We start from the raw sequence: 23,336 nt of genomic DNA on the forward strand, positions 1-23,336 counted from the left end.
ATGCGGGCTTTGAAAATTGCAGCGACTGGAATGACGGCGCAGCAGATGCGAGTCGAAACGATCTCGAACAACCTAGCGAACATGAATACCACTGGTTACAACGCGCGTCGCGCCGAGTTTGCAGATCTCCACTATCAACAGATGGCGCGGGCAGGGGCCATTAACTCTAGTGATGGAACGGTTCTTCCAACGGGTGTTCAAATGGGTTTGGGGGTTAGGCCCGCAGCTGTGACCGTTCAATTGGCGCAGGGTGCTTTGTCCGCCACCGGAAGTGACTTGGACGTTGCGATTGACGGTCGCGGATATCTGGAGGTGACGCTGCCCAACGGGCAATCCGGTTTTACTCGTGACGGCAGTCTAAAACGATCTGCTGAGGGGCTGATTGTGACCTCAGATGGGTTCACGGTGGCTCCGGAAATAACGATCCCCGACGATGCACGATCGATTTCGATCAACGCTTGGGGGGAGGTTTACGCATATTTCGATGACGCTGCCGAAGGTCAGTTGCTGGGCCAGTTCACTTTGGCCAGTTTTTCAAATGCCAAAGGGCTCGAAGCAATGGGCAGCAACCTATTCAAAGAAACCGAAGCATCGGGCGCGCCGGTTGTTGGAACACCCGGTGAAGATGGGTTGGGTACTGTTCGGCAGGGGTACCTTGAAGACAGTTCTGTTGATGCTGTTCGCGAGGTGACAGAGTTGATCGAGGCGCAGCGTGGATATGAGATGAATGCTCGGGTCATTTCCGCAGTCGATCAGATGATGGGCGCAACGACGCAGGTGCGGTGATGCGAGTGCTGTTTCTGGCATTGGCGTTATTGGGTCCAATTCCCGTTCAGGCCGACATTGTCGTACCAACCCGCACCATTCGCGCCAAAGAGATCATCACTGCCACGGATATCGAGACCAAGGACCAGCAGGTGCCGGGCGCCGTGATCAATGCCAGTATACTGATCGGGCAAGAAGCACGTGTGGCTCTCTATCCCGGTCGTCCCATTCGGTCCGGGGACGTTGGGCCTCCGGCGCTGGTCGATCGCAATGACCTTGTTGTGCTGGTCTTCGATCGCCGCCCTTTGTCGATCACCGCCGAAGGCCGCGCGCTGGGGCGCGGAGCGGTCGGAGACCGCATTCGCGTTATGAACTCGTCGTCCCGCACAACCGTTACCGGAGTCATTCGGCCAGACGGCCAAATCGAGGTGAAGTAATGTCAAAATTTCCGATAACCATGTTGCTTGCCGGCCTTGCCTTGTCGGCTTGCGGGCGGGTCGATCACTTGGGGAAACCACCAAGTTTTTCCTCAAACGTAGACTCACCAGAGCATGTCGCCATGCTTTGGCCAGGCCTGCCGTTGCACACGCAACCTCAACGCAATGTAGACAGGGCATCGCTCTGGAGCGGGGGGCAGCACTCGCTGCTAGGGGATCAACGAGCGATAAAGAAAGGCGATATTCTGACGGTCGTGATCGAGCTGAATGAAAAAGCAGAGATTTCAAATGATACTGAGCGATCTCGCACAAGCTCAGAAAGTCTGGGTATCGAAAGCTTGTTCGGGTTGCCTCAACGTGCCGCCAGACAATTACCCGAGGGGGCCTCGCTTGCGGAAGCTGTCGGAATTGAATCCACCTCAGAATCCAAGGGTGAGGGCTCGGTTAAGAGAAAAGAAAAACTGACACTGCGTGTTGCCGCAACCGTAGTTGACGTCTTGCCGAATGGTGTTCTTTCGATATCGGGTTCACAAGAGTTACGCGTCAACTTTGAGATGCGCGAGCTTTTGGTGACAGGGTTTGTGCGGCCACAGGACATCTCTCGCAAGAACGAAATCACCTACGACAAGATTGCCTCTGCGAGGGTTTCGTATGGTGGTCGAGGGCAGATAACCGATGTCCAGCAGCCGCGTTACGGTCAGCAAATCCTTGATACTCTGTTGCCGTTCTGAGGTGTGAAATGATTAAGAAGTTTATACCCGTTTTCTTGCCTTTGGTTGGGCTTGGCGTCGGTATTAGCGCTGGCGTTGTGATGTCGCCATCAAAAGACGCTGAACACAGTACGCAAGCGGCCAAGGCTGAAACCTCATCAGACAAAGCGGGTGACGCAAAACCGCACAAAGTTGGAAAAGAAGACGGGAAAAGTGAATTTGAGTATCTGCCTTTGACAAAGCAGTTCGTCATTCCGGTTGTGGATGCGGATCGGATTGAAGCCATGGTTACCATGTCCCTTAGCCTTGAAATCACACGTGGCATGACAGAGGCGTTTTATGCGCTCGAACCAAAACTCCGAGACGGCTTTTTGCAAGTCATGTTTGATCATGCCAACACGGGTGGATTTGACGGTTTTTTCACCGAGTCGGACAACCTGAAAGTTCTGCGCAAGGCGTTGTTGGAAACGGCACGCAAAGATCTGGGTGATGACGTTTCGCAGATCCTCATCATGAGCGTAAGCCGCCAGGATGTTTGAGGAGAGGGCCTTGCAATCTGCAAGGCCCCAGTCAGAACAGCTGCATGCTATTGGCTATAGCGCGTTTGCGTTCGTCTTTTCGGGCCGCAGATAGTTTGAGGACGGCTTGCTTGCGCCCAAAGGCCGTGCGCAGGGCCTCTAACGCAGCTAGTTTCCGAGCACGCAGTCGGGCGAGCTCCATGTTGAGGTTGCGGCGAGTTGCGGATTCCCACCCGTTCCACAAAACCTCAGTGCCAGTCACGCAGTATCCCTCGGTTGTCACACTTTCCGACCGGGTTTGTTGAACTTGCGCGTCCAGCCGCGCCAGTTGGGCCTGAATCTTGGCTTCCGCCTCAAGCAGGGGACGCAGGGTGTTATACTCCTTTTGGAACGCAGCTTCGGTGACTTGCTCGAGGTCTGAAAGCCCATCTAGGGTCATCTGATCTGTCCTTTCGCGCGTTTGCGCATTGCCTCAGCGAACCGAATTGCGGCTGCAACCGGGCGGTAGTGCTCTTCGGGGATTTCCTGGCCGATCTCTACAGTCGCGTGCAAAGCGCGTGCGGTCGGTGGATCGGAATGGATTGGAACGCCGGCCTCGGCCGCGCTACCACGGATTGCAGCCGCTACTTCATCCACACCTTTCGCTACGCAAATCGGAGCGGACCCTGCTGTTCTGGCCCATTTCAAAGCCACTGCAAAATGCGTGGGGTTGACGATGATCACATCCGCCTTGGGTACATCTGCCATCATTTGGTTTGTCGCGATGTCCTGTGCGCGTTGGCGACGCTGTTGTTTCACATGAGGGTCGCCCTCGGCATCTTTGGTTTCGTCCTGAATCTCTTTGCGGGACATTCGGTTTTTGCGGATGTGTTCAGAATACTGCCAGAGGAAATCAACCACGCCGATCGCCAGTGCTACGGTAATGACGATAAAAAGGAACCGGAACAAAAGGTTCATCATGAGCATTACCGAAGACCGTGCCGGTGCTGCGCTGGCTGATAGAATGTCGCTAAGGTTGGCGCGCAGGAATAAGGTCAGACAGGTACAATAGATCGCTAGTTTCACAAAGCTCTTGGCGAATTCGAACAACCCACCTCGACCAAATTTGTTTTTTGCATTCGATGGAATCGAGATACGCGACGCCTTGGGTTTCAATTTACTGGGCGCAAAAACCAAAGCGCGTTGGGCGATAAGACTCAAAAGCACCGCAACTGCAGGCAACGCGAATAAGACGGAGATCGAGAGCATCGCCGATTTCAGCATCCCTCCGACAGGGCTGGCAGCAGGACCGTCGGTCAACAAAGGGGCAATCTGGCCAGACTGATCGATCAGGACTACAAACAAAGCCCCCAGATTTTGCAGTCCGAATTGTCCGGAGGCATACAAAGCGATCAAAAAGCCAGCATATGCAGCCACGACCGACAAATCTGTGGACTTGGCAACTTCACCCTTTTGGCGCGCCTTCTGCAGTTTCTGCGGCGTCGGGTCGAATGACTTGTCGCTGTCATCGTCGGATCCGCTCATCGTGCACCCTCAAGTGGGTTTATTATGAAGGCGAAGAGGGCCTCTGACCAAACCGAGAGGATCAATGGCGTACCGGCGAACAGCAGAAACAGGCCCGCAAAAGTAATCGCGGGGGCACCGACAAATGCGACCATCAATTGTGGCATCGCCCGATTGATAACGCCAAGTGCAAGGTTGTAGATCAGCGAGGCGATGACAAAGGGCATCGCTAGAGCAAATGCCAAGCCGAAACTAAAGGCGATTTGCTGCACTCCCCATAGCGACAGGTCTGGAGCAGGTAGAGCGGAACCAAGGGGAAAAAGCATATAGCTGTGGATGAGAAATTGCGCGACACGGATATGCAAACCCAGCAGCACTGCAAGTGCCAACCCGGCAAGTGTCAGCAGATAGCCCATTGCGGGAACAGGATCCGCCGCAGCACCACCGAGGATCTGAGACAGGGAGGTTGCTTGAGCCGCAATAGAACCGGCAGTCTGCAAAGCCAATACAAACAGACGCAGACCCATGCCCAATGCTATTCCGATCAGAACTTCGACCAAAACCATTTGCACGGTTGAAAATAGGGTGACGTTTACGCTTGGCGTTTGAATTGCTGGTGCAACAATCAGGGTAAAAGCCGTAGCGATACCGAGTTTAACCCGGGCAGGAATACTGCGCTCTCCAAAGGCAGGTAGCATTGAAACCAGCGCCGAAACACGTAGGAAAACGACGAATAGGTGCCAAAGTCCAACACCCACCTGAGGCAAAAGCTCTGGCGGCAGTGTGATCACGCCGGTACCGTTCCCACCAGCGCTGGGCGCGCCTCAAGGCCGATTTCTTCAAATGACAGGACCGGGTTGGACACGCCGCGTGCGTGCATAATGGTGCGCAGCAACCTGCGTCTCCGGGTTGAGGTGACGACTGCTGGGAACAGCCCGTTATCCGCAGACTGTGTTACGCTGTTGACGACACCATCGGCCAATTTGTTGAACAAATTTGGTGGCAGCGCGACGTCTAGTCCAGTACTCGGCGCGTCGATTTGATAGGTTGTAAAGGTGTCCTCCCACTCCGGTGCCAATTGGATTAATGGAATCGAGCCATCTTCTCGTTTCATCTCGGCCACCAGCTGGAAACCCAGCCGTTGCCGGACCAACTCGCAAATGCCTTCGGGTTGTGTTGTGGTCAGGCGCGCCTCGGCCACGCTCTCGAGGATTAGTGCCATGTTTCGGATCGAAACCTTTTCGTCCAGCAAGAGCCGTAGAACTGCATGCAATGTGTCCATCGGCACTTTGTCGGGGATCAGTTCGTCGAGTAGCTTGCGGTTGGCCTCGGCACGAACGGGATCGCTGAGGCGGGTCATCTCGGATAGCAGACGTCGCAGGGATTTGAGCGTTAACAGGCGCGAGAAGTTCTGTTTGATGATCTCCAGCAGATGCGTGGCCAAAATCTCGGGAGGAGAGACAATGGTGGCTCCGCTCATCGCTGCGGCCTCTTGGTCCTTGGGTAGGATCCAGCGAGCAGGGGCACCATACACAGGCTCGGTCACGTCATTGCCTTCAGGCAGCATGTCATGGCCGTCCTGGACCAGCGCAAGCACCAGATCAGGATTCAGAACACCGCGTGCTTGCTCGACACCTTGAACCTTAACTACATAGGTGCCCATTGGCAGATCGGCGCGGTCGGTTAATCGGGTATCGGGTAAGATCAGGCCAAAGCTCGAAGCGACATAGGTCCGCATATTGGCGATGCGCGCATCCAGGCCGGTGCCAGGGTTCAGGACCATGCTGACCAGGTCTGGAGCAAATTCCAGATGGACATCGTCCAGATCCAGAATGTCGCCAATCGCCTGAGAGACTGGTGTGTCGTCCTGAGCTGTCGGGGCCATAGCCGCCGCTTCTTCGGCCTTTTGTTTGCGGTGGACGGTGAAGGCGGCATAGCCCAAAACACCTGCCCCCAAGATGAACGGCAGGAATGGCAAACCAGGAACAAGTGCAAATAGCACCATCAGGATCGCGACCGTTCCAAGCGCTGCTGGATGCCGCCCCAGTTGCGAGAAAATCGCATTGTCGGTGGCGCCTTGTGTTCCTCCCCGTGCCAACAACAAGGCTGATGCGATTGAAATGATCACCGCCGGGATTTGCGATACCAGACCATCGCCAACGGTCAGGATGGCATAGGTCTCAAACGCGGATGAGATTGGCATGCCGTGTACGATCACGCCCATAATCAACCCCATCACGAGGTTCAGCAGGGTGATCAGCAATCCAGCAACCGCATCGCCTTTGACGAACTTCGATGCCCCATCAAGCGAGCCGAAGAAGGTCGTTTCCTGTTGCTCACGCTCACGCCGTTCCTTGGCTTGCTGATGGTCAATGGCCCCGGCAGACATATCACTATCGATGGCCAACTGTTTGCCAGGCATCCCGTCCAGCGCGAAACGCGCACCGACCTCGGCCATGCGCGCGGCGCCTTTGGTGATGACCATGAAATTCACGATCAGCAACACGCCGAAGACGACCAGACCAAGGAATATGCTGCCACCCATAACGAAATCGGCAAAGCCTTCGATAACGTCCCCCGCAGCGTTGGGACCGGTGTGCCCCTCACCGATGATCAACTTGGTCGAGGAGACGTTCAGCGACAGCCGTAGCATAAGTGAGGCCAGCAGGATTGTCGGGAAAGAGGAAAAATCCAGCGGCCGTTCGATGAACAGGGTTAGTGTGAAAATCAAAATTGCCAGCGCGAATGAGGCCGCCAATCCCACATCCAACACCCATGCCGGCATCGGCAGGATCATCATCACAATGACCGTCATTAGCGCCAGCGCCAGCAGCACGGTCGGCGAGAATAGGGAGCGGGCGTCTATTTTGGGCACGCGTGTCTCCTAATTGAACGAGATAAAGGCGCTGTTGGAGCCAGAGGGCGGAACAAGCGATCCCAAGGCGCCTTTGTCAGATTGCGCATGGTTTACGGGCAGCAGAGGGGATGCGGCGGCGGTAAATGGATCGCGGGTCACCTGTTCAGCGGCAGCGGGTAAGGATTGATCCAATCGCGCCAGAACAGCTTGAAATCGGCCAGAATAGGCGTTCGCCAGACTTGGGGTGCGCGAGTGATACGCCCCAACGGCAGCTTGCCAGGACCCAAGCTCGGTATGCAATTCGTTCAGAAATCGAGCGGCATAGGTAGCATTTTCATCTGGGTCGAACATGGCGTCGATCGAGTTGAATGCCTTGCCGTGCCAGCGGTAATTGACCTGGAAGCAACCGATGTCAAAGCTGCGCTTACCTGCTTTGAAAATGTTGAAAACGTAAGTCTTGGCCTCAAACTCGGATGCGAACCAATATCCCTGCCCTCCGACATTGATGGCCCACGGCCAAGGTTCTAACCGCCCGTCCCGCAAGCGCCCAGTTTCCACCCGGGTAATTGCGCGTAGCACATTCAGGGGCACACCTTCGGACTGCGCCGCACGACGGGCGGCGTTGTCGCAAACCTCAGCCACGCGGGCATCCGGCATAGCGAATCCCTTTTGCGCCATGCACAGCGCAAGGAAACTCAGTCCAAAGATCAAACGATAGGGCATTCTGCCGGTCCGGGATTCTGATCAGTCCGGGCCAAGCTAGTCTTGTTTCAGTTTACAGAGGGTTATCAACCGCTCAGTTTCGATCGATCCGCCGACCGAAAACAACGCTGGTATTGGTACGCAGAACACCCGGAATTTTGGCCAGATCGTCGACGAGAATATCCAGATCCTCAAGCCTTGGGGCCTCGGCTGATAGCAAAAGGTCAAACTCGCCATTGATCGAAAGGCAGAGTTTTACCTCGGGATAGGCCTCAAGCCGTTTGATGATACGTGTGGTTTCCTTTTGCTGCACTTCCAGCAGCACAACGACCTGAACGTGCCGGGCGTCTTCGGAGCTTTTCAGTACGACCGAGTACCCGGCAATAACACCATTCGCCTCCATCCGGCGAATCCGTTCATGCACGGTCGTCCGGGCCACGCCGAGTTTTGCGGCGATCTTCGAGGTCGACTCGCGGGCGTTGTGTTGCAGGGCGGCGATTATGCGGCGGTCAAGTTGATCCATGGTAGCCAAGATGTAAAGCAGACAGGCCCAAAGGCTCAAGTCGTGTCAGAGCCTTCTTTTGAAACGGCTTTCCGGTCGGAGCGTGGCCAGATGATGGCAGCCACTAAAAGGCCGGGCGACGCAACGAGGGTCATGCATGTCATGGTCGTTGCCGCGCTGAATGTCGTCATCATCCATCCCGCAAAGGGATACAGCACTAACCAGCACGCATGAGACAACGTGAACTGCGCCGCAAAGACCGCCGGTCTGTCCTCGGGGCGAGCCGAACGGGTAAGCAGCCGCCCTGAAGGCGTCAATGTTGCAGAGTAACCGAACCCGGCGCACGCCCACAGAAGCGCGAGCCCGATCAGCGACACTTGTGTGAAGGAGAATGAAACCGCAGCCATTCCCATCGCAAGTGTCCCGATAGTAGCACCAGTAAGCATGACGCTTCGGTCGTCGTACGTTTCCAGCAGTTTGGGCAGGGTGAATGCAGCCAGCATGGAGCCACCGCCGAAGCCGGCCAGAGCGACGGCAACTGCACTGTCAGACAAGCCGAGATCTGCCCGGACCAGAACCACGGTATTGACGATCACCATCGAACTAAGCGCGGCTGCCGTCCAGCTCAGCGCCAGGAGACCCCGCAGGCGCGGTGTTCCAAGGTACAAACGGATGCCGCGAGTCGTTCGTTCGTAGATTCCCCTGCGCTCCGTTGGTTTCGGCGAGGGCAATGCGACCGAAACCACAAGCATGGCGGATGCGATAAAGCCCAAGCCTGTACCCCAGAACAAGCTGTCAAAACTGACGACCAACAACAGTGTTGCGGCCAACATCGGGCTCAACAGGCTTTCCAGATCATAAGCGAGCCGAGACAGGGACAGGGCTTTGGTATAGTCCTGTTCGTCCGTTAAAACGTCTGGGATGGTGGCTTGAAACGCAGGGGTAAATCCGGCTGAGGCCGATTGCAGCACAAAGATCAGTACATAAACCTGCCAGATCTCGGACACGAAAGGCAAACAAAGCGCCACCAACGCGCGAACCAAATCCAAAGCAACCAGCATCCGGCGACGGTCAAGGCGTTCGGCAAAGGCAGCGGCAACGGGGGCGATGGTCACATAGGCGACCATCTTGATCGTCAGCGCGGTACCCAGAACCAGCCCCGCAGCGTCACCCGCCAGATCATAGGCCAGAAGGCCTAGCGCAACCGTTGCCAGCCCGGTGCCCATAAGGGCGACCACCTGTGCGCTCAGCAGGTGGCGGTAGACACGGTTTCGAAGAACGCTAAGCATCTGTCACAGGTATTTCGTGATGGCTTTGAAGTCGTCGATATCGGCTGTCTGGGTGTCTGACCCGGGCGACAAACAATGATCGATGTGGTCGTGAATTAAGACCCGTTTTGCATTGGTGATTGCCTTTTCCACTGCAAACAACTGTTGGGCCACGTCTGTACAAGGGGCATTGTCGTCAAGCATGGCTATGACTTTCGCCAAGTGCCCGTTTGCCCGTTTTAGACGTGCTTTGATTTGTGCATGGGATTCGTGAGTGTGCTGTTCCATGTAATATCCCTATCCCCCCCATAGGGATTGCGTCAAGTTAACCGCATGACAAGCGGCGCAAACCTATTGATGGCGTTGAGTTTGCAGACCAAACCTCCTATCTCGGGGGCGATACCAGACAAAGGAAGACCTTCGTGGCGAACCATCTGTACAAAAACGACCTGCCGGACGGGTTGGATATGGGCCCCGTTGTGGCAATTGATTGCGAAACCATGGGGCTAAACCCGCATCGCGACCGCCTGTGCGTGATCCAAATGTCGGGCGGTGACGGTAACAGCCATATCGTACAGGTCGAAAAAGGTCAGACCGAGGCTCCGAACCTGTGTGCCATGTTGGAAAATCCGGACGTTCTGAAGTTGTTCCATTTCGGCCGGTTTGACATTGCCGCGATGTACCACACGTTTGGTTCATTGGCCGCGCCGGTCTATTGCACCAAGATCGCCAGCCGTCTGGTGCGCACCTATACTGACCGTCATGGCCTTAAGAACCTGTGCCAAGAACTGATTGGTGTGGATATCTCGAAGCAGCAGCAGATGAGCGATTGGGGCGCAGAAACCCTTACTGACGCACAACTGGACTACGCGGCCTCAGACGTTCTGTATCTGCATCGCTTGCGTGACGCGTTGGATGGACGTCTGGCCCGCGAAGGGCGTACCGAAATGGCGCAGGCTTGTTTTGACTTCTTGCCGATGCGTGCGAAGCTTGATCTCGCCGGTTGGCCCGAAACGGATATTTTTGCGCACTCATGACCGATTCCGAAGCATTTCTGAGAACCGCCCGGCAGGTCGTCACCGACGAGGCTCGCGCGTTGGACGTGTTGGCCGACAGCCTGGATGAGCACTTTGCCGAGGCAGTGCAACTGATCCTGCAGGCTTCGGGCCGCATCATCATCAGCGGCATCGGTAAATCGGGTCATATTGGTCACAAGATCGCCGCAACGCTCGCCAGCACCGGCACGCCCGCCTATTTCGTGCACCCGGCCGAGGCCAGCCATGGTGATTTGGGCATGGTCTCGAAGGGTGATGTTGTTCTGGCGATCTCGAATTCGGGTGAGGCGCCGGAGCTAGCGAACTTGCTGGCCTTTACGCGCCGCTTTGGCATCCCGCTGATCGGGCTGTCTAGCAAGCCCGAAAGCACGCTTATGAAACAGGCCGACGTGCACCTTTTGATCCCGTCGATGGGTGAGGCTTGCGGTTTCGGAATGGTGCCGTCGATTTCGACCACCCTGACTTTGGCGATGGGTGACGCGCTCGCGATCGCTTTGATGAAGTACCGGGATTTCAAGCCCGAGGATTTCCGCGCCTTCCACCCCGGTGGCAAGCTGGGGGCGCAGCTGTCCACCGTGCGCGATCTGATGCACGCTGATCTGCCCGTCGTTCCTGTCGGCACCCCCATGAGCGAAGCGCTGCTGGTCATGAGTCAAAAGAGCTTTGGTGTTGTCGGTGTGACAGACGAAGCTGGACGCTTGGTGGGTATCGTTACGGATGGGGATTTGCGCCGTAACATGGACGGGCTTCTGAACAAGAAAACCGAAGAGGTGATGACCAGCAGCCCGCTGACCATTGCGCCGAATGCAATGGCGGAGGAAGCCGTGGCCATCATGAATGACCGCAAGATCACCTCGTTGTTTGTCGTTGATCCTGAGACGCAGGGCCCCGCTGAAGGGTTGCTGCACATACACGACTGTCTTCGGGTCGGCTTGGGTTAAGCGGAGGGCGGAGCAGTGGACGGACACTCACGCATGGTTCAGTTTCTCAAAGTGGTGCTACCGCTGGTAGCCATTTTGATGCTGTCCACCGTGTTCTTGTTGTCCCGCAGCATCGAGACGAACGTGAGCGTTCCCTTCACCCAAAAGGACATTGATGAACGTCTGGCCGATCAGGTGGTGACGCAGCCGAACTACCGCGGCACCACCCGCAAAGGCGAAGAGGTCCAGATCGAAGCCATCCGGGCAAGTCAGGGGACCGAGGACTCGATACCGACTGCCGCTGAATTCCGGGGGCGTATGGGCCTTTCGAACGGGGGCGTGATAACGCTGGATTCCAATTCCGGCATGATCCGCCCTGACAAGAACACCGCGACTTTCGTGGGCGATGTGGTCATAACCTCGACGGATGGCACCGAAATCACGACTGATCTGTTGAACACGGCGTTGGATGAAATACGAGGCGATACGCCCGGTCAGGTCAACGGATCGGGCATTATCGGGAACTTTACTGCCGGGCGGATGACATTCGGGACTGAAAAAAAGGACGGTCCGGTCCATATTATTTTTACAGATGGCGTGAAGCTGATATATGAGCCTCAAAAAGCAGAAAGATAACCTGTGTTTAATTTTCGTTTAGCCCTTATGAGTTGTGCTCTGGTAATCAGTGCAGTTTCTGCGTCCGCGCAGGAGACACAGGTCGCATTCGGAGCGGTCAACGCAGACCCGAGCCTGCCGGTTGAGGTCACGTCAGAAAGGCTGAACGTGAACCAAGAAGACGGGTCGGCCGAGTTTTTGGGCAACGTGATCGTCATTCAGGGTGAAATGCGCCTGACGGCCGAGCGTGTACTCGTCATCTACAATGAAGAACGTTCGGGCATCGAACGTATGGAAGCGACCGAAGACGTGGTTCTGGTCAGCCCTCCCGATGCAGCCGAAGGCGACTGGGCGGAATATACAATCGACTCGGGCGTGATTGTGATGAAGGGCAACGTTTTGCTGACGCAAGGGCCCAGCACGATCAGCGGTGATCAGATGAACGCCAACCTGACCACCGGAACGGCGACGATGACCGGCAACGTGAAAACGATACTGCAGCCGGGGGGCAATTGATGGCTCGGCCAAATTTGACCGTTGCTGAGGGCGCCTCTGGTCTCAGGATTGAAAAACTTCGGAAATCCTACCGCAAGAAGACGGTGATCCGGGATGTGTCGATGACGCTGGACCGGTCTGAAGTCGTGGCGCTGCTTGGGCCGAACGGATCGGGAAAGACCACTACCTTCTACTCTGTCGCTGGGTTGGTTTTCCCCGAAGCGGGGACTGTCACCATTGATGGTCAAACGGTTACGACTCTGCCCATGTACCGCCGTGCGCGTCTGGGTATCGGCTATCTGCCGCAGGAAATGTCGATTTTCCGGGGTATGAGCGTCGAGGACAATATCGCCTCTGTTCTGGATATTACGGTCCGTCATGCCCATCGCCGCAAGGAACGGTTGGAAGAGTTGTTGTCGGACTTCTCGATTGAGCACCTGCGCCGCGCTCCGGCGCTGGCACTATCTGGCGGTGAGCGTCGTCGAGTCGAGATTGCCCGGTGTTTGGCCGCGGACCCTAAATATCTGCTTTTAGATGAACCCTTTGCAGGTGTTGATCCAATCAGTGTTGGCGATATCCGCCACCTTGTCGCCGATCTGAAAAAGCGCGGCATCGGGGTTTTGATCACAGATCACAACGTTCGTGAGACGCTTGAGATCGTTGACCGCGCATACATCCTGCATGACGGTCAAGTGCTTATGTCGGGTACGCCTGACGAAGTTGTCGAAAATGAAAACGTACGTCGCGTCTATTTGGGCGAAAATTTCCGAATTTCATAAGCTTGCGCAGAAATGCGCCGAATGCATGTCGGAAATCACGTATATACACGTCTGTTTTGATTGACTCTTCCGTCGTCTCTTGCCTCAATTGGGACATGGCATTTCTTCGGTTCCCGTCTGGATCACGATGCCCCTTCTTCGAAGGGCGACAAGCGCGGCTACCGCAGGAACTGCCTCTATCCCCCACCCGATAAAAAAAGGCGCGTCGTGTAACGTGACGTCAAAATGGGTGTGAATTGTGAAGGAGATCACATGCGTTATCAAATCAGCGGAAAACAGATCGACATCGGTGTAGCGCTGCAAACTCACGTGCAGACCGAACTGGGTGAGGTTGTGGGCAAATATGCTCAGCGTCCAACCGATGCCAATGTCGTCTTTTCCCGTTCTGCGCATGAATATGTATGCGAAACCACCGTGCATCTTTCTACCGGCCTGACGGCGCAGGCCAAAGCCCACGCAACTGAAATCTACGCGGCATTTGAGGCTTGCTGCGACAAGATGGAAACTCAATTGCGCCGGTACAAACGCCGTCTCAAGGACCACCACAAGGATCGGGCTGAGCCGGTTGAACTCTTTGGTGCATCCTCCTATATCCTCGCCTCTGACGAATCTGAGTCGGCTGATGAGCCTGATACTCTGCAGCCGATGATCGTGGCTGAGATGGAAACCAAGATCCCATCGCTGAGTGTTGGCGAAGCCGTAATGCAAATGGAACTGGCTGGCGCCCCGGTGCTGGTGTTCCGGAATGAAAACAAAGATGGATTGAATGTCGTGTATCGTCGGGAAGACGGTAACATCGGCTGGATCGATCCGTAACAGGCAAGAATAGCAAAGGCACGCCCCTGCAACCGCGGGGGCCTCGCCATGGAGCGTGATCATGGAGCTTTCGAGCATACTGAAGCCCGAAGCGGTGCGTGTTTTATCCGCCGCATCCAGCAAGAAGCGGCTGTTTCAGGAAATCGCCGATGTGGCTGAAGTGACGCTGGGCCTTGATGCCCAGATCGTCGTCGACGGGCTTTTGGAGCGTGAGAGCCTTGGTCCAACCGGTGTTGGCCATGGGGTTGCCCTGCCTCACGCCCGTATGGGCGATTTGGAAACTGTTTCAGGCGTGTTCGTCATGCTTGAAAAGCCGATTGATTTTGGATCGGTCGACCGTCAGCCGGTGGATATCGCATTCGCCTTGTTCGCGCCGGAAGAAGCTGGGGTCGATCATCTAAAGGCGTTAGCTTTGGTGTCACGCACTCTGCGCGACACGTCGGTATGCGCCAAGCTTCGCGCAAATCCTGATCCGGTTAAACTCTATGCTATTTTGACCGAAGCGCAGTCCATGCAAGCGGCCTAAGTCCCTGTAGCTACAAAAAAGCCCCCGGTTTCACGGGGGCTTTTTTTGTTTGTGGTGTGCGCTGGCGGTTAACCGCCCGCACCCATTTCCAGCGTCCACCAGATTTTACCGCCACCTTCCTGGTGCCAGGCAAAACCCATCTGAGTGGCCTTGGGGTCCATAATTACTGACCGCGGTCCAGGCTCCTGCATCCATGCTGCCAGGGTCTCAGTTTCCGTTTCGTAGGTTTCCGAAATCGCTTCACCCAGGAATGTGCCGTAATAACCTACGCGTGCGGCTCGATCGATTGGCGATGATCCGTCTGATCCGAAATGCCAAGGACGGTTCTGGCGCGCCATGTCTTTGGAGTGAGTCGCCGCTGCTGCGTTTAGCTGCGAATTCAGCTGAACAGCTTGTAGACCCTGTGCCTGACGCAGTGCATTGACCGAATCAAGCATGCGGTACTGGAGCTTTTCTGGGTTCCCCCGAATTTTGTAGACCGACGGCAAAGGGCGCCCATCTGATCCATAGGTTGGGGTACTGCCGGGGGTACATGCGGACAGCGCAACAAGGCAAACGAATAGTAAAGAAAGGATACGCGTCATGATCGACCTGATTATTGTGTCGTCATACGGCATAGCGCGACAGGCCGCGTTGGGCAAACGCGCAGTGATATAGTTTCGCGTGATTCTGCCGGTTTGATTTGCGACTGAAGCATTCTGGCAATAAAATGTGTAAGATTTTCAAGTTGGCCTTAGCAAAGGACCGTTCATCATGGTCAAAAAACACATTCGCTTATCGACCCGGCGTGGTTTTCTGGTCGGAGCTTCGTCTCTGTTGGCCTCGCCCGCAATCGCCCAGTACATCCCAGGTGACCCTTTACGCCCTGCGCCCGAGCCTGAACCAGAGGTTCGCCGCAACATCTCGGGTTTCCGTGCTTTGGATTGGCAGCCCTACTTTTCCAATACAAATAACGGTGCCATTCTTGTCGATACCGTTTCACGGGCGCTGCATTATTGGTCAGATGACCAGACTGTTTACAAACTTTATCCCTCTTCGGTGCCTTTGACCGAAGAACTCACCAGACGGGGACGCACAAGTGTTATCCGCAAGGTGGAGGGACCCAGTTGGTCACCTACGCCGTCAATGAAGAAGCGTAATCCCGAATGGCCGGATTACATTCCGCCCGGACCGGATAACCCGTTGGGAACACACGCATTATACCTGAGCTGGAAGTATTATCGCATCCACGGCACACACGATACGCGCAAAATCGGCCGTAGATCGTCAAATGGGTGCATAGGTTTGTTCAATGATGATATCGCTGAACTGTTCTCTATGGCGAAGGTCGGCACGCAAGTGTTGCTTATTTGACGACATTTTCGCGCACGAACCCGCTTGTGGCGCAAGTTGTAATTGCATTCCAGTCGGATAGCTGATTAGAAAAAAAGTACGAGGTAAGTCTTGGGTGTGCGGTTTCGCTATATGGAACCGTGCAAATTCTGGAGGTTAATATGAAGAAACTCGTTCTCGCCGCTGCACTGACCGCTGCTGCTTCGACCGCTTATGCCGGCAACCTGGAAGAGCCGGTTGTAGAAGCACCGGTTGTTGTTGAGGAAACTCAAGGTTCGTCGCAGGGCATCATCCTGCCGCTGATCCTGCTGGTCGTAGTTGCCGCAGCTGTTGCAGCAAGCTAATTTGACGAGCGTTATCTAGAGAAAAGGCGGTGGATGTCTCCACCGCCTTTTTTCATGTCTTGTTGAAGGGGCCGGCTAGTCCAGCCAGCCCTTCAGATTGTCTTCGATAACCTTGCCAAGCGCTGCGATGTGCGAATCATCGTCGTTGAGGCAGGGGATGTAGGTGAAGGTCTCGCCGCCCGCCTCTTCGAAGCTTTCCTTGATCTCTTCGTTGATCTCTTCCAGCGTCTCGATGCAATCGGCGGAAAACGCCGGTGCAATGACGGCGATGTTCTTTTTGCCCTGTTTGGCCAGTTCGGCAACATGATCGACCGTATAGGGCTTCAACCATTCCTCGGGACCGAATCGCGACTGGAAGGTTGATACAAGCTGATCGTCTGCCCAGCCCAGCCGTTCCTTGAGTAGCCGCGAAGTCTTTGCGCATTGGCAATGATAGGGATCGCCCTGCTGCAGATAACGGTCGGGCATTCCGTGGTACGAACAAACCAGAGTGTCCGGTTTGTTTTCCATCGCTGCATAGGCTTTCTCAACGGATCCGGCCAAAGCGTCGATATAGGCAGGTTCATCGAAGTAAGCGGGCACAGTGCGTGACGCCGGTTGCCAGGCCTCATCCATAAGGGCACGAAAGAACTGGTCGTTCGCAGTGGCCGTCGTAGCGCCCGCATATTGCGGGTAAAGCGGGAAGAACAGGATCCGATCGCAGCCTGCAGCAACCATCTCGCGTACTTTGGACTTGGTGGACGGGTTGCCGTAGCGCATACAGAAGTCCACAAGGACTTTTTCTCCATAGCGCTCATGCATCGCGTCGCGCAGTTTGGCTGTCTGGTCTTTGGTGATCGTCATCAGTGGGCTCTCGCCCTTGTCATGGTTCCAGATCGACTTGTAGGCCTCGCCAGAACTAAAAGGGCGTTTGGTCAGAATGATCCCCTGTAGGATCGGTTGCCATTTCCACTTGGGATAATCGATCACGCGCTGGTCAGACAGGAACTCATTCAGGTAGCGGCGCATTGGCCAATAGCTATAGTCATCGGGCGTACCCAGATTGGCCAGCAGGATGCCGACACGGCCCATTTTGACCTTGGGATGGTCTGTGGGGGCATGGGATGGGCGAGTAGCGTCAAACATGTCGGGCTTCCTGAATTTCTCTGTACCGGGTTGAGATAACCGGAAATGTCGGGTCGTCAATCGGGCAGTTTGCCCTCTTTTGCCCCTAACGCATCTGCAAGGCGTGTTTGGGCTGATCCGGGGCGCAGCGGCTTCTGTTGGCTGTCATCGGGCGACCAGCCTGTCAGACAAATAAGTTCAAACGTGGCGGCCAGACGGTTCTGAGCCGTTGAGAAGTTGTCTGCATAGATTTGCTGGGCTCGGGCAAAAATCTGACGTTTTGTAACGGTTTTCACTCGGTCAGACAGACTGTTTGTTTCTCCCATTGCTCGCAAGTCATGCATCAGATGGGTTAAATCGCGGTATTCTGCCGTAAGGCGCGCAGTGTCTGCCACTGGTAAGGCAAGACCTGCGCGTTGCAACAGACCGCCCAAATCACGCAGCTCGGCCATAGGGGCGATTCGAGGGCTAAGGCCTCCGGTGACCTCTATTTCCGCCTGCCCTAAGGCGGCGCGCAGCTCGTGCAGGGTCTCTCCACCCAGGCAGACGACCAACAGCAACCCATCGGGTTGCAAGGCGCGGTGACATTGGATCAGCTGCCCGACCGGGTCGTTGGCCCAGTGCAGGGCCATTGCGTGAATGACCAGATCGTGCGCTCCGGGCGTCAGTTCCAGGACTTCGTCGTCGGCAGTGATCTGTGCCCCCGGCAGCACACCCTGCCAAACATGACTGAAGGGCGTCACGATCGCGGGTGCCGTAAAGGATTTGTTAACCATGGAAAGCCGATCCTGAACCTCGTCCACGGCGGCGCGGTGCAAAAACAGGGCTTCGTTCCTGGCGCGGGCGCGATGCCGGGCCAATGTAGGGCGATCAAACAGAGAGGGTGCTTTGGAGTCAGGCAGCTTCATACGGCGCAATTATCGCATACGGCAGCGAATTCAAACCGCTGTCGAACTCATCTACCCGCCGCGATGTTTGGGTTGTGGCGAGTTGACGGAACAGGACTTCGGCCTTTGTGGGTCTTGCTGGCGCGACACGCCCTTTATCGGCGGCGTGGTTTGTGAAAGCTGCGGCGTGCCTCTGCCGGGCGAGGCAGACGGTCACCGGATTGAATGTGATGAATGTATGAAATCGCCCCGACCATGGCAGGATGGGCGGGCAGCACTTTTGTATGACGGTAAAGCGCGGTACTTGATATTGGCTCTGAAACACGGGGACAGACCAGAACTGGCGCGTCCAGCGGCAGGTTGGATGGCACATGCCGGGCGGGACTTGTTGCAAAAGGGCATGCTCATTGCGCCGGTTCCACTACATTGGTCGCGCTTGTTGAAGCGGCGCTATAATCAGTCAGCCTTGTTGGCGCAGCATCTTGGGCGTCGAACCGGGTTGGAAGTCTGCCCCGACCTGCTGGTGCGGCGTACGCGGACCCCGGTATTGGACGGTAAAACCGCGGTGGAACGGATGGAAACGCTTTCGGATGCCATCGAAGCGCATCCCAAACGCCAGCATCGAATGCGTGGCAGGGATGTATTGTTGGTGGATGACGTCATGACTTCGGGCGCAACTCTGGCGGCCTGTACACGCGTCTGCCTTGCATCAGGGGCAAATCATATTTTCGTGTTGGCTCTGGCGCGCGTTGCCAAGGATGCCTAATTCGCACAGGATTGCGCGAAACCCGAAGGGACGGAATATGAAACCGGTTGAAATTTACACTTCGCCGCTGTGCGGATTTTGCCACGCGGCTAAGCGGTTGCTGAAACAGAAGGGCGTTGAATTCAAAGAAGTCGACGTTCTGATGCACCCCAAACGTAAACCTGAAATGATCAAGCGTGCCGGTGGTAAACGCACGGTGCCGCAGATCTTCATCGGTACCCAGCATGTGGGCGGCTGCGATGACCTGTACGAGCTGGAGCGCCAGGGCAAACTGGACCGTCTGCTGGCGGCCTGATGAAAACCGCGCTGCTGCAGATTACCTCGTCGGATGACCCGTCCGAAAACCTTGCGACTGTATGTGCCATGATGGCCGAAGCCGCCAGGCAAGGTGCACGGTTCATTCTGACCCCTGAGGTGACGAATTGCGTGTCCACAAGCACAACGCGACAACGCGAAGTCCTGCAGCACGAAGAAGATGACATTACCCTTGCCGGTCTGCGAAATCAGGCCGCCAAGTTAGGTGTGTGGCTGCTGATCGGCTCTTTGGCGATCAAGACCCATGATGCTGACGGCCGGTTTGCCAACCGCTCTTTCCTGATCGATCCGACGGGAAAGATCGTCGCGCGGTATGACAAGATTCACATGTTTGATGTTCAGGTTACCGAATCTGAGACCTTCCGAGAATCCAAAAACTATCGTCCCGGTGGTCAAGCTGTGATCGCCGAGACAGAGTTCGGCAAAGTTGGACTGACGATTTGTTACGACATTCGGTTTCCTCACCTGCATTCTGCGCTTGCGCAGGCGGGTGCACGCATTTTGACTGTGCCGGCCGCGTTTTCTCCGGTTACAGGAGCCGCCCATTGGGAGCCGTTGTTACGGGCGCGGGCGATAGAAAACACTTGCTGGGTTCTTGCTCCGGCACAAACTGGCGAGCATCCCAAAACACGCGGAAAGACGCGCCATACTTACGGCCACAGTATGGTTGTGGCGCCTTGGGGAGAGGTCGTCATCGACGCAGGTACCGATCCGGGCATTCACATTTTCGATTTGGATGATAGTTCTGTGACAGAGGCGCGTCGCCGCGTGCCCTCGCTGACTCACTCCCGCCGTTTTGACGGACCTTGATCCAGAACCGGACTATGACTGACGACACCAACGCCCTTGCGGTCACGCTGTTCAGCGAGATCCTGACCGCCGACCAGCTATTGCGGAACCGGCTCAGCCGAGTTCTGCCAAAGGGCATGGAAATTTCGCATTTCTCGGTGCTGAACCATCTGGTTTTCGTGGGTGATGAGCGTACCCCGGCGCAATTGGCCAGCACCTTCCACGTCACACGCGGAGCGATGACGAACACCTTGGCCAAGCTGGAATGGGCCGGATACATCCACATCCGCCCCGACTGGGACGACGCCCGCCGCAAGATGGTGGCGATCAGCCCCGCCGGTCGTCGTGCGCGCGATCAGGCGATTTCGTCAATTGCCCCGCTGATCAACCGCGTGGTTGGAGAGCTGGGGCTGGAACGCGTCCGCAGCACCCTGCCAGTGTTACGGGACTTAAGGTTGCAGCTAGAGGGGGAGTAAGGGCGCAGAGTGAAATCTTGCGCCGGTATTGGGTCTTGGATGCGCGAGACCACCTTACTCCGCTCCTAATGCACTTAGCTGATGCTGATATGCCCAGTTACTGGTCGTTTTCACAGTCGTGCTGAGTTTATCCCGGCTTCACACTCGCCGTAACATAATTCACGCTCAAATCCCGGTCAGAGATCGACCAGCTCCACAGGATCGGGTTGAACACGAACCCCTTGCGGTCCACCGGGTCCAGCCCGGCTTGGCGCAGCAGGTCGAACAACTCATCAGGGGTGATGAACTTGCTCCATTCATGTGTGCCGCGCGGCAGCCAGCGCATGACAACTTCAGCCCCGAAAATCGCCATTGCATAAGATTTCGGGTTGCGGTTGATGGTCGAGCAGATTTCAAGCCCACCGGGTTTCAGCAAATGCTGGGTTGCGGTGAGATAGCTAAGTGGGTCGGCCACGTGCTCGACCACTTCCATGTTCAGAACCACGTCGAATTGTTCACCTGCGGCGGCCATGTCCTCGGCCGTGGTATGGCGGTAGTCGATTTCAAGGTTCGATTGTTCGGCATGAATGCGCGCGACAGGCAGGTTGCCCTCGGCAGCGTCAGCCCCCACCACAGTTGCACCGAGACGGGCCATAGGCTCGCTGAGCAATCCGCCACCGCAGCCGATGTCCAGCAGACGAAGCCCTTCGAAAGGCTTCGAGGACTTCAGATCGCGGTCAAATTCGCCAGCGATCTGCTGTGTGATATAGTCGAGACGGCACGGATTGAGCATGTGCAGAGGCTTGAATTTCCCATGAGGGTCCCACCATTCCGCCGCCATCGCTTCGAATTTTGCGATCTCGGATGGGTCCACCGTGTTCGGATGCGCTTGCATTCCTGTCTCCGTATGCTCTTTTACGTTTAAGGACTATATAGGGCAATAATGGACAAGTACCCGGACCAAAAGCGCGCAGTTCAATATCTGTACCCGCCGATCGACCCGTTCGATCAGCGCATGGTGGATGTTGGCGAAGGCCATCGCATCTATATGGAGCAATGCGGTAATCCTGACGGAAAGCCGGTGGTTATATTGCATGGCGGCCCCGGTGGCGGCTGCAGCCCTGCGATGCGGCGTTATTTCGACCCGACGGTCTATCGGGTGATTCTTTTTGATCAGCGCGGATGCGGTAGGTCGCGGCCCCACGCGGCAGTGAGTGACAATACGACCTGGCACCTGGTGGCCGATATTGAACGGCTTCGGACGCTGTTGGATATCGACAATTGGACTGTATTCGGGGGCAGCTGGGGCGCGACCCTGGCTCTGATCTACGCGCAGGCCCATCCTGATCGGGTGAATCGGCTGGTGTTGCGCGGTGTCTTTCTGGCCACCCAGTCCGAGTTGGACTGGTTCTATGGTGGCGGCGCGGGCAAGTTCTGGCCCGAACAATGGTCGAAATTCACGGCCCTTCTAACCGAGGCCGAGCTGTCCGACACGATCGGAGCGTATAACAAACGCCTCTTTTCGGGTGATCGAGCGACGGAGATTCTTTTCGCCCGGGCGTGGTCTGCTTGGGAAAACGCGCTGGCGTCTATCCATTCGCACGGCTCAACGGGGGAAAGCCCTGGTGAGTACGCGCGCGCCTTTGCGCGTCTTGAGAACCACTATTTCATCAACGGCGCTTTTCTCGAGAAAGATGGCCAAATCCTGGATCAGATGGAGAAGATCGCCCATATCCCCGGCCACATCGTTCAGGGGCGCTATGACATGATCTGTCCACCGCAGGCAGCGTGGAAGCTTGCCGAACGTTGGCCCAATGCTGAGTTGAAAATGGTGCGCCAAGCAGGTCATGCCTTATCCGAGCCCGGAATCAGTGCCGAGTTGGTTCGTATCATGGACCGCGTGGCCGAGGAGGTCGCATGACTCGGATCGACCGCCGTGCTTTGTTTGCTTCGGGTGCCGCTGCGGCACTTCTGGCGGCCACTGGGGCTTCGCTTGCAGATACTCCGAAAGCAGGAGGCACTTTGCGCCTTGCCGTACCGCGTGATGACAGCCTTGAACAGGCAGCGCGCGGGGCTGTCTTTGACACTCTTACCGAGATTGCGCCCGACGGCACCTTACGCGGCGAATTGGCAACTGCTTGGCACACTGATTCCGACGCACGTGTTTGGCGTTTTGATTTGCGCCGGGATGTGACCTTTCATGACGGTGCGGCTTTGGACGTAGTTGATGTGGTGTCCGTGTTGCGTGAGGTTGGACAAGTAGAAGCTTTAGCTCCTGACACAGTGCGGCTTGAGTTGGCCCAGGCCAATCCGGGTCTACCTTTCTTGCTGGCCGACAGTCGTTTTGTCATCACGCGGGATGGACAGGGCGTGACGCCGCTGCACACGGCCAACGGCACTGGATGTTACCGGGTTGAGCGGGCCGAAGATGATCGTCATTTCCTTGGGCGAAAAGTAGCAGGCCATTACAAAAATGGCGCAGCAGGGTGGGCCGAGACGTTCGAGATTATTGTGATTCCGGACGCGCGCGTTCGAGCCGAAGCTCTGCGGGATGGATACGTGGACGTTGCGGCCTTGCCGGAAAGCGATGAACTGAAGGGCGAGCGCGGCCTGCGTTATTATCCTGACGAATCAGAAATGGCACTTGCCGTGGCGCCTCATGTGGGAATGCCGCGCCAGATCGCCAGAGGCCGTGCGCTGGATGACGGGCGCATCGCCGAGCGGTGGTGGATGGCGTAAATCCGTTCACGATTCCCACCGGGGGTTGCAGTTTCGGGAAACCCTGCGTATATGCAGTTCCAACAGCGGCGTGTCGGGCTTCGGTCCGGGGCTCCACCGGAAATTTCGACGGGCCGCGCGCCCGTTTTTTTGTGCCC

Annotated in this window: 31 protein-coding genes; 19 read left to right on the forward strand and 12 right to left on the reverse strand. The window is 56.2% G+C overall.

All coding sequences use genetic code 11. From position 1 onward, the window contains the following. The 4 genes from flgG to ACR0EO_RS16070 are packed head-to-tail and all read left to right on the forward strand — an operon-like array spanning nt 1 to nt 2,451. A complete protein-coding gene (gene flgG, locus ACR0EO_RS16055; protein ID WP_480691508.1) occupies nt 1-786 on the forward strand; it encodes a flagellar basal-body rod protein FlgG in 786 nt (261 codons plus the stop codon). Next, nucleotides 786-1,202 carry a flagellar basal body P-ring formation chaperone FlgA gene (gene flgA, locus ACR0EO_RS16060; protein ID WP_480691509.1) on the forward strand — a complete coding sequence of 139 codons (417 nt, stop codon included), beginning with the start codon at nt 786-788 and terminating at the stop codon, nt 1,200-1,202. The genes flgG and flgA overlap by 1 nt, the downstream gene beginning before the upstream one ends. Next, nucleotides 1,202-1,933: a flagellar basal body L-ring protein FlgH gene (gene flgH / locus ACR0EO_RS16065; RefSeq protein WP_480691510.1), complete on the forward strand. Its 732-nt coding sequence runs from the start codon at nt 1,202-1,204 to the stop codon at nt 1,931-1,933. The genes flgA and flgH overlap by 1 nt, the downstream gene beginning before the upstream one ends. Nucleotides 1,934-1,941: 8 nt before the next feature. Beyond that, the gene (locus ACR0EO_RS16070) at nt 1,942-2,451 is read left to right on the forward strand and encodes a flagellar basal body-associated protein FliL (protein WP_480691511.1); all 510 of its coding nucleotides are present in this window, start codon (nt 1,942-1,944) and stop codon (nt 2,449-2,451) included. Between the two features lie 31 nt (nt 2,452-2,482). On the opposite strand, the gene ACR0EO_RS16075 is transcribed toward ACR0EO_RS16070, so the two are convergent. The 8 genes from ACR0EO_RS16075 to ACR0EO_RS16110 all read right to left on the reverse strand — a co-directional run bounded on the left by ACR0EO_RS16075 (nt 2,483) and on the right by ACR0EO_RS16110 (nt 9,550). Then, entirely contained in the window at nt 2,483-2,869 is a 387-nt protein-coding gene (locus ACR0EO_RS16075; protein WP_480691512.1) for a hypothetical protein, read from the reverse strand. Next, on the reverse strand, nt 2,866-3,954 hold the full coding sequence (flhB, locus tag ACR0EO_RS16080; protein ID WP_480691513.1) for a flagellar type III secretion system protein FlhB: 1,089 nt from the start codon (nt 3,952-3,954) through the stop codon (nt 2,866-2,868). Before flhB ends, ACR0EO_RS16075 begins: the two co-directional genes overlap by 4 nt. Beyond that, nucleotides 3,951-4,724 carry a flagellar biosynthetic protein FliR gene (locus ACR0EO_RS16085; protein WP_480691514.1) on the reverse strand — a complete coding sequence of 258 codons (774 nt, stop codon included), beginning with the start codon at nt 4,722-4,724 and terminating at the stop codon, nt 3,951-3,953. The genes flhB and ACR0EO_RS16085 overlap by 4 nt, the downstream gene beginning before the upstream one ends. Beyond that, entirely contained in the window at nt 4,721-6,748 is a 2,028-nt protein-coding gene (gene flhA, locus ACR0EO_RS16090; protein ID WP_480691753.1) for a flagellar biosynthesis protein FlhA, read from the reverse strand. Before flhA ends, ACR0EO_RS16085 begins: the two co-directional genes overlap by 4 nt. 69 nt (nt 6,749-6,817) lie before the next feature. Further along, entirely contained in the window at nt 6,818-7,513 is a 696-nt protein-coding gene (locus tag ACR0EO_RS16095) for a lytic transglycosylase domain-containing protein (RefSeq protein WP_480691515.1), read from the reverse strand. A gap of 73 nt (nt 7,514-7,586) precedes the next feature. Then, on the reverse strand, nt 7,587-8,015 hold the full coding sequence (locus ACR0EO_RS16100) for an Lrp/AsnC family transcriptional regulator (protein WP_480691516.1): 429 nt from the start codon (nt 8,013-8,015) through the stop codon (nt 7,587-7,589). Between the two features lie 35 nt (nt 8,016-8,050). Then, the gene (locus tag ACR0EO_RS16105) at nt 8,051-9,283 is read right to left on the reverse strand and encodes an MFS transporter (RefSeq protein WP_480691517.1); all 1,233 of its coding nucleotides are present in this window, start codon (nt 9,281-9,283) and stop codon (nt 8,051-8,053) included. 3 nt (nt 9,284-9,286) lie between these two features. Beyond that, on the reverse strand, nt 9,287-9,550 hold the full coding sequence (locus ACR0EO_RS16110; protein WP_480691518.1) for a metal-sensing transcriptional repressor: 264 nt from the start codon (nt 9,548-9,550) through the stop codon (nt 9,287-9,289). Nucleotides 9,551-9,684: 134 nt separating this feature from the next. On the opposite strand from ACR0EO_RS16110, the gene ACR0EO_RS16115 reads away from it, so the two are divergent. From ACR0EO_RS16115 to ACR0EO_RS16145, 7 genes are all read left to right on the forward strand, one after another. Then, entirely contained in the window at nt 9,685-10,299 is a 615-nt protein-coding gene (locus ACR0EO_RS16115) for a ribonuclease D (RefSeq protein WP_480691519.1), read from the forward strand. Continuing rightward, a complete protein-coding gene (locus ACR0EO_RS16120; protein WP_480691520.1) occupies nt 10,296-11,258 on the forward strand; it encodes a KpsF/GutQ family sugar-phosphate isomerase in 963 nt (320 codons plus the stop codon). The genes ACR0EO_RS16115 and ACR0EO_RS16120 overlap by 4 nt, the downstream gene beginning before the upstream one ends. Nucleotides 11,259-11,291: 33 nt before the next feature. After that, entirely contained in the window at nt 11,292-11,873 is a 582-nt protein-coding gene (gene lptC, locus ACR0EO_RS16125; RefSeq protein ID WP_480691521.1) for an LPS export ABC transporter periplasmic protein LptC, read from the forward strand. 27 nt (nt 11,874-11,900) lie between these two features. After that, entirely contained in the window at nt 11,901-12,368 is a 468-nt protein-coding gene (locus tag ACR0EO_RS16130; RefSeq protein ID WP_480691755.1) for an LptA/OstA family protein, read from the forward strand. After that, nucleotides 12,368-13,126 carry an LPS export ABC transporter ATP-binding protein gene (gene lptB, locus ACR0EO_RS16135; protein ID WP_480691522.1) on the forward strand — a complete coding sequence of 253 codons (759 nt, stop codon included), beginning with the start codon at nt 12,368-12,370 and terminating at the stop codon, nt 13,124-13,126. Before ACR0EO_RS16130 ends, lptB begins: the two co-directional genes overlap by 1 nt. Nucleotides 13,127-13,378: 252 nt before the next feature. After that, nucleotides 13,379-13,942 (forward strand): ribosome hibernation-promoting factor, HPF/YfiA family, encoded by a 564-nt coding sequence (gene hpf / locus ACR0EO_RS16140; protein ID WP_480691523.1) that lies wholly within the window; start codon nt 13,379-13,381, stop codon nt 13,940-13,942. Between the two features lie 61 nt (nt 13,943-14,003). Further along, a complete protein-coding gene (locus ACR0EO_RS16145; RefSeq protein ID WP_480691524.1) occupies nt 14,004-14,468 on the forward strand; it encodes a PTS sugar transporter subunit IIA in 465 nt (154 codons plus the stop codon). A gap of 68 nt (nt 14,469-14,536) precedes the next feature. Here ACR0EO_RS16145 and dalA read toward each other — a convergent pair whose 3' ends face one another. Next, nucleotides 14,537-15,052, reverse strand: a complete 516-nt coding sequence (gene dalA, locus ACR0EO_RS16150) for a divisome-associated lipoprotein DalA (RefSeq protein WP_480691525.1) — start codon at nt 15,050-15,052, stop codon at nt 14,537-14,539. Nucleotides 15,053-15,221: 169 nt separating this feature from the next. Between dalA and ACR0EO_RS16155 the strand changes: the two genes are divergently transcribed. Both ACR0EO_RS16155 and ACR0EO_RS16160 read left to right on the forward strand, forming a co-directional pair. Next, on the forward strand, nt 15,222-15,821 hold the full coding sequence (locus ACR0EO_RS16155) for a L,D-transpeptidase (protein ID WP_480691527.1): 600 nt from the start codon (nt 15,222-15,224) through the stop codon (nt 15,819-15,821). Nucleotides 15,822-15,961: 140 nt separating this feature from the next. Further along, nucleotides 15,962-16,144, forward strand: a complete 183-nt coding sequence (locus ACR0EO_RS16160; protein WP_010442520.1) for a hypothetical protein — start codon at nt 15,962-15,964, stop codon at nt 16,142-16,144. A gap of 75 nt (nt 16,145-16,219) precedes the next feature. Here ACR0EO_RS16160 and hemH read toward each other — a convergent pair whose 3' ends face one another. Together hemH and ACR0EO_RS16170 are read right to left on the reverse strand one after the other, a co-directional pair. Further along, nucleotides 16,220-17,269: a ferrochelatase gene (hemH, locus tag ACR0EO_RS16165; RefSeq protein ID WP_480691528.1), complete on the reverse strand. Its 1,050-nt coding sequence runs from the start codon at nt 17,267-17,269 to the stop codon at nt 16,220-16,222. A 56-nt stretch (nt 17,270-17,325) separates the two neighbouring features. Beyond that, entirely contained in the window at nt 17,326-18,156 is an 831-nt protein-coding gene (locus ACR0EO_RS16170; RefSeq protein WP_480691530.1) for a methyltransferase domain-containing protein, read from the reverse strand. Here ACR0EO_RS16170 and ACR0EO_RS16175 point away from each other — a divergent pair. Genes ACR0EO_RS16175 through ACR0EO_RS16190 form a run of 4 tightly spaced genes read left to right on the forward strand, consistent with a single transcriptional unit; the run spans nt 18,137 to nt 20,481 of the window. Then, nucleotides 18,137-18,901 carry a double zinc ribbon domain-containing protein gene (locus tag ACR0EO_RS16175; RefSeq protein ID WP_480691532.1) on the forward strand — a complete coding sequence of 255 codons (765 nt, stop codon included), beginning with the start codon at nt 18,137-18,139 and terminating at the stop codon, nt 18,899-18,901. The two genes, ACR0EO_RS16170 and ACR0EO_RS16175, sit on opposite strands and share 20 nt — an antisense overlap. 37 nt (nt 18,902-18,938) lie before the next feature. After that, the gene (gene grxC / locus ACR0EO_RS16180) at nt 18,939-19,196 is read left to right on the forward strand and encodes a glutaredoxin 3 (RefSeq protein ID WP_171181132.1); all 258 of its coding nucleotides are present in this window, start codon (nt 18,939-18,941) and stop codon (nt 19,194-19,196) included. Next, nucleotides 19,196-20,026, forward strand: coding sequence for a carbon-nitrogen hydrolase family protein (locus ACR0EO_RS16185; RefSeq protein WP_480691534.1), 831 nt, complete (start codon nt 19,196-19,198; stop codon nt 20,024-20,026). The genes grxC and ACR0EO_RS16185 overlap by 1 nt, the downstream gene beginning before the upstream one ends. A gap of 14 nt (nt 20,027-20,040) precedes the next feature. After that, nucleotides 20,041-20,481 carry a MarR family winged helix-turn-helix transcriptional regulator gene (locus ACR0EO_RS16190; protein ID WP_170353764.1) on the forward strand — a complete coding sequence of 147 codons (441 nt, stop codon included), beginning with the start codon at nt 20,041-20,043 and terminating at the stop codon, nt 20,479-20,481. 127 nt (nt 20,482-20,608) lie between these two features. Here ACR0EO_RS16190 and ubiG read toward each other — a convergent pair whose 3' ends face one another. Continuing rightward, nucleotides 20,609-21,355, reverse strand: coding sequence for a bifunctional 2-polyprenyl-6-hydroxyphenol methylase/3-demethylubiquinol 3-O-methyltransferase UbiG (gene ubiG / locus ACR0EO_RS16195; protein WP_480691536.1), 747 nt, complete (start codon nt 21,353-21,355; stop codon nt 20,609-20,611). Nucleotides 21,356-21,403: 48 nt separating this feature from the next. Between ubiG and pip the strand changes: the two genes are divergently transcribed. Beyond that, nucleotides 21,404-22,381, forward strand: a complete 978-nt coding sequence (gene pip / locus ACR0EO_RS16200) for a prolyl aminopeptidase (RefSeq protein WP_480691538.1) — start codon at nt 21,404-21,406, stop codon at nt 22,379-22,381. Next, complete coding sequence (locus ACR0EO_RS16205) at nt 22,378-23,199, forward strand: ABC transporter substrate-binding protein (RefSeq protein ID WP_480691540.1); 822 nt, start codon at nt 22,378-22,380, stop codon at nt 23,197-23,199. The genes pip and ACR0EO_RS16205 overlap by 4 nt, the downstream gene beginning before the upstream one ends. Nucleotides 23,200-23,336 lie beyond the last annotated feature (137 nt).

It is taken from the genome of Ruegeria sp. BE9 (assembly GCF_056538765.1).